Origin of the sequence: Coprococcus sp. ART55/1 (assembly GCF_000210595.1) — a bacterium.
Taxonomy (GTDB): Bacteria; Bacillota; Clostridia; order Lachnospirales; family Lachnospiraceae; genus Coprococcus; species Coprococcus aceti.
In genome coordinates, this window is record NC_021018.1 from 649,030 (window position 1) to 654,771 (window position 5,742).

The following is a 5,742-nucleotide window of genomic DNA, read 5'->3' on the forward strand; positions in this document are numbered from 1 at the left end:
ACTGCAACTGAACACACCATCATCGCCATAAAGTTTAGGACACACTGATATATCTATGGCCACAAGATTGTTGTTGTCAATCTCAAGTTCTTTCAGGTCAGGATGACCATCAAGCTTTATACCCTGGATATTATTGTCTGAAATATAAAGCTTCTCCAATAAACTGTTTGATGCTATATCAAGCTCTGCAAGAGAATTTGATGATGCGTCAAGATTAACCAGATTGGTGAGAGTAGATACATCAAGCTTATTTATGCCAGTATCCTTGACATAAAGCTCTCTAAGTGCTGTATTCGCAGTAAAATCCACCGCACCCAGAACATTGCTGCTGACATCAAGGTAGCTAAGACTTGTGTTCTTTGACACATCTATTGATGTAAGTCTCGTGTTAGAACAATCAAGTGTTGTAAGCGCCGGGGTATTGTCTATGTTCAGCTCAGCCACATAGCTATTTGAACAATCAAGCGAACCAAGGACTATATCACCGGATACGTCAAGCTTGGTAATTGACGAACGAACAACAACTCCACTGTCGCTCTTTGCTCCAGCACAATAAAGATTCTTAAGCTTCTCATGACCTGACACATCAAGGACAGGCAGTGAACGCATGCTGTCACAATAAAGTGTTGTAAGCTCCATGTTTGAGCCAAGATCAAGTGTTGATATGGTGGTTCCACTTACGCCAAGCACCTTAAGCCCCTTCATATTGCTGACATCTATCGATGAAAGGTTTGTTGAATTGGCATTGAGCAGTACAAGATTATTGTAATCAGCCAGAGATGTAAGGCTTGTGATCTTGTTCCCACTTATATCAAGATATGTAAGTTTCTCTGCACTTACCGGCAAGGTCAGACTGTCTATTCTGTTACTTGAGACATCTATATATTCAAGATTCTCAAGATTCTCTATATCAAGATTCCTTATAGACTGCTCATTACAATCCAGCTTTGACAGATTGGTGAACAATTCTACGCCATTCAAACTTGATATAGCAGGAGAACACTTCGAAACATCTATAGATGTTACATTCGAGATCTCCGCATCTGACAGATAACCATTACTGTCTGTATCGAAATTACTCGACACATAGCTTCTAAACGACGAATCCGTAAACGTGTCAGCTATGGATACGCCATCATCCGCTGCATAAACCGGGCCAACACTGGCCAGTGACTGGACAATCATCGCTGCACTCACAGCCGCTGCCAGCCATCTCTTCCCTTTTCTCATAAAATACCTCCCTTAGTAATTCATGGTTTATTTACAATTAATCTAATTTTAGTATACCTGTTTGTGCAATGTCAACATAATGTTATCAATAATACTGCATAATATAACGCCATGCAAAACAAAAAAATTGCCGGAGCATGTTCACTTCATAGCAGCAACATTATCCCGGCAAATCTTTATGATATTGTTAGCACAGACACTTCAAATATCCATATAATTTATTACTTCTTTGTGATATATCCCTTAGCCTTCAGAAGCTCTGCACAGAGAACTGCACCACCTGCAGCACCTCTTACAGTGTTGTGTGAAAGGCCAACGAACTTCCAGTCATATACTGAATCCTCACGGAGACGTCCAACGCTGATACCCATACCTTTCTCGAAGTCAACGTCCAGAGCAACCTGTGGTCTGTTGTCCTCCTCAAGGTACTGGATAAACTGCTTTGGTGCACTTGGAAGACCAAGCTCCTGAGGCGCGCCCTTGAAGCTTGTCATAGCCTCGATAAGCTGCTCCTTTGTAGGGTTCTTTCTGAACTTTACAAATACAGTTGCTGTATGTCCGTTGAGAACTGGGACTCTGATGCACTGGCTTGTGATAGTGATTCCCTCTGCAGGAACAATCACACCATTCTCCTTGTCTACCTTACCCCAGATTCTGAGCGGCTCCTTCTCTGACTTCTCTTCCTCACCACCGATATATGGGATGATGTTGCCAAGCATCTCAGGCCAATCCTTGAATGTCTTACCTGCTCCTGAGATTGCCTGATATGTGCTTACGATAACCTCGTATGGCTCAAATGGCATCCATGCTGTAAGTACCGGTGCGTAGCTCTGGATTGAGCAGTTAGGCTTAACTGCAACAAATCCTCTCTCTGTTCCAAGTCTCTTCTTCTGGAACTCGATAACCTCTGCATGGTCTGCATTGATCTCTGGAACCATCATAGGAACATCAGGAGTCCATCTGTGAGCTGAGTTGTTTGAAACTACAGGAGTCTCTGTCTTGGCATAAGCCTCCTCTATAGCCTTGATCTCATCCTTTGTCATATCTACTGCTGAGAATACAAAATCAACTGTGGCAGCAACCTTCTCTACCTCATTGACATTGTATACTACAAGCTTCTTAACTGCCTCTGGCATCGGTGTATCCATCTTCCATCTGTCACCAACTGCCTCTTCGTATGTCTTGCCTGCGCTTCTTGGGCTGGCTGCAACTGTAACGACCTCGAACCAAGGATGGTTCTCAAGAAGTGAGATAAATCTCTGACCTACCATACCTGTTGCGCCAAGGATACCTACCTTTAACTTGTCACTCATTTTTCTTCTCTCCTATTTATCTTTTATTACTTTATGACTCTTACCTTAACTACTCCCTCGATTGCTGAGAGTTCTGCGATGTCGTCTGCTGTTGGCTCTACACCGATATCAAGGATAGAATATGCGTAATCGCCCTTTGCCTTGCTGATCATTCCTGATACATTGCCGCCCTTCTTGGAGAATACTCCTGTGAACTGGGTGAGCATGTTAGGGATGTTCTTGTGGCAGATAGTAACTCTGGCTACATCACTGCACTGTCCCATGTTTACGTTTGGATAGTTTACAGAGTTCTTGATGTTTCCATCGTTGATGTATGCCTTGATCTCCTTACAAGCCATAACTGCACAATTGTCCTCTGACTCTGCTGTTGAAGCTCCAAGATGTGGGAATGCTACCACGTTCTTGTAACCTGCTATAGCTGGGTTAGGGAAGTCTGTCATATACTTTGCAACCTTGCCTGAGTCGAGTGCCGCCTTCATATCCTCATCGTTGACCAGTACGTCTCTTGCGAAGTTGAGGATCTTCACGCCGTCCTTCATCAGTGCAAATGCATCTGCATTGATCATTCCCTTTGTGCTGTCAAGAGCTGGAACATGAACTGTTATATAATCACAGTCTCTGTAGATATCCTCTACATTTGTGATGTGCTTTACATCCTTTGAAAGTCCCCATGCTGCATCTACTGACACATATGGATCATATCCGTATACCTGCATGCCGAGCTTAAGCGCAACATTTGCAACCTTTGCTCCAATGGCACCAAGTCCAATTACACCGAGCTTCTTGCCAAGGATCTCATTGCCTGCATAGTTCTTCTTCTGCTTCTCCACCATCTTGGCGATATCTGCCTCAGCGGCATTGTCCTTGACCCAGTTGTAACCGCCAACGAGGTCTCTTGAAGCCATGAGGAGTGCTGCTACTACAAGCTCCTTAACACCATTTGCATTTGCTCCTGGTGTGTTAAATACTACGATACCCTTCTCAGCGCACTTATCAAGTGGAATGTTGTTGACACCTGCACCTGCACGGGCTACTGCCAGAAGGTTGTCTGACAGCTCAAGATCATGCATGGATGCACTTCTGACCAGAACTGCATCTGCATCTGCGAAATTGTCTGTTACTTCATATGTATCAGGTAAAAGCTCCATACCGCACTTGGCGATAGGGTTTAAGCAATTAATCTTTACTGACATGTCTTTTTCTCCCTTTTCTATTACTATATATTACTTGTTCTCTGCCTCGAACTTCTTCATGAACTCTACAAGCTTCTCAACACCCTCGATAGGCATTGCGTTGTAGATAGATGCTCTCATACCACCTACTGTTCTGTGACCCTTGAGGTTGACAAATCCAGCCTCTGTAGCCTCCTTGACGAACTTTGCATCAAGGTCTGCGTCACCAGTTACAAATGGTACGTTCATGAGTGAACGGTCTTCCTTTACTACAGTTCCCTTGAAGAGCTCTGAGCTGTCGAGGAAATCATAGAGGATCTTGGCCTTTTTCTCGTTGTGAGCCTTCATAGCCTCAAGGCCGCCCATCTCCTTAACCCACTTGAATACCTTGCCACAGATATAGATGCCGTAGCATGGAGGTGTGTTGTAGAGTGAGTCTGCATCTGCCTGAGTCTTGTACTTGAGCATGGTTGGTGTAAATGGCATTACGTCATCTCTGATAAGATCCTCACGGATGATAGCCACTACTACGCCTGCAGGACCAACGTTCTTCTGAACTCCGAAGTAGATCATACCGTAATCCTCAACATTTACAGGCTGTGAGAGAATGTCTGATGACATATCTGCAACAAGTATCTTGCCCTTTGTGTTAGGAAGTGTGTGGTATGTTGTTCCATATATAGTGTTGTTATGACAAATGTATACATAATCAGCATCGTCATCTATTGGAAGATCTGAACAATCTGGGATATATGAGAAAGTCTTGTCTGCTGATGATGCAACTGCAACTGCCTTTCCATATTTCTTTGCTTCTTCGTATGCTTTCTTTGCCCACTGACCTGTTATGATGTAGTCAGCTACGCCATTCTTCATGAGATTCATTGGAATTGCTGCAAACTGCTGTGAAGCTCCTCCCTGAAGGAAAAGCACCTTGTAGTTGTCAGGTATGTTCATGAGATCTCTGAGATCCTTCTCTGCCTCTTTGATGATATTGTCGAAGGCTTTAGATCGATGGCTCATCTCCATTACGCTCATGCCTGTTCCCTTGTAATCAAGCATTTCTTCTGCTGCCTCTTTTAATACCACCTCAGGAAGAACTGAAGGGCCTGCTGAAAAGTTGTACACTCTTGCCATTTTTGTTATCTCTCCTTCTTTTTAGTTGTGACGATGATTTCGTTTTAATGTATGTAAGCCTGTGTTTCGCTGCCTATATCGTTCTGCGGAGCGCTCCCGCTCGTCTCCTCCTGCAGCGGTACTAAGGTGCCGCCTACAGCGCCACCCCTGGTATCGCCCCCTCCCTACGGTCGGCGGCATGTCGTCGGTGCATAAAAGAATGTGTCTTCGACACATTGGCACCGACTAAGGACCGGCGGAGGAGAATGTCCTTCGAACGATATAGGCAGCTAAACACAGGCTAATTTACTTTATTTACGAAATCATCTGTTTATGACCTAATAAAATGTGTGCGAGATATTTTACTTAACAAAAATGTCCTTCGTTCCCATTTATATGAAAATTCTGACTTATCTTTGTTCTTTTGGTGTATCCCGCTTGCGATTAACAAGTTATTTTTACTAAATTCTTATATTATCAAGTAAAACAACTTTATTATCGCTTATATCCCTGTACTATAGCACTCTTTTCGCCTGTCGGCAAGTAGGGATTATATATATAAGCACCATATCTATGTTTTGTACGCGCACAAATATGGTGCCTTTCCGAGCTTATATTGACATATATTACATATCGTCCTCTGAGAAACAGGTGTCGATGGCTGCTCCCGGAGCTACCATTGGCCATACCTTGTCGTCTCCCGCTATTGTTACATCTATTACCACAGGTCTGCCTGCTGTCAGGGCTGTCTTCATTGCTGCCTCGAACTCATCAAGGGTGTTGGCTCTGATTCCCATGGCACCAAGTCCCTCTGCTACCTTGACGAAATCTACCGAATCGTCAAGCACGGTGTTGGAATATCTGTGGTCATAGAACAGTGTCTGCCACTGTCTTACCATTCCAAGTACGTGGTT

Annotated in this window: 5 protein-coding genes; all 5 read right to left on the minus strand. The window is 43.9% G+C overall.

Translation table 11 applies throughout. The features are described from left to right. The coding region (locus CCU_RS03175) for a leucine-rich repeat domain-containing protein (RefSeq protein WP_208895944.1) at positions 1–1,230 on the minus strand (1,230 nt) is incomplete at its 3' end. A gap of 221 nt (positions 1,231–1,451) precedes the next feature. Further along, positions 1,452–2,543: an aspartate-semialdehyde dehydrogenase gene (gene asd, locus CCU_RS03180; protein ID WP_015533537.1), complete on the minus strand. Its 1,092-nt coding sequence runs from the start codon at positions 2,541–2,543 to the stop codon at positions 1,452–1,454. 26 nt (positions 2,544–2,569) lie between these two features. Further along, positions 2,570–3,736 (minus strand): phosphoglycerate dehydrogenase, encoded by a 1,167-nt coding sequence (locus CCU_RS03185; protein WP_015533538.1) that lies wholly within the window; start codon positions 3,734–3,736, stop codon positions 2,570–2,572. 30 nt (positions 3,737–3,766) lie between these two features. After that, positions 3,767–4,849 carry a 3-phosphoserine/phosphohydroxythreonine transaminase gene (gene serC / locus CCU_RS03190; RefSeq protein WP_015533539.1) on the minus strand — a complete coding sequence of 361 codons (1,083 nt, stop codon included), beginning with the start codon at positions 4,847–4,849 and terminating at the stop codon, positions 3,767–3,769. Between the two features lie 605 nt (positions 4,850–5,454). Beyond that, positions 5,455–5,742: thiamine pyrophosphate-dependent enzyme (locus CCU_RS03195; RefSeq protein ID WP_243440841.1), on the minus strand; the 288-nt coding region annotated here is incomplete at its 5' end.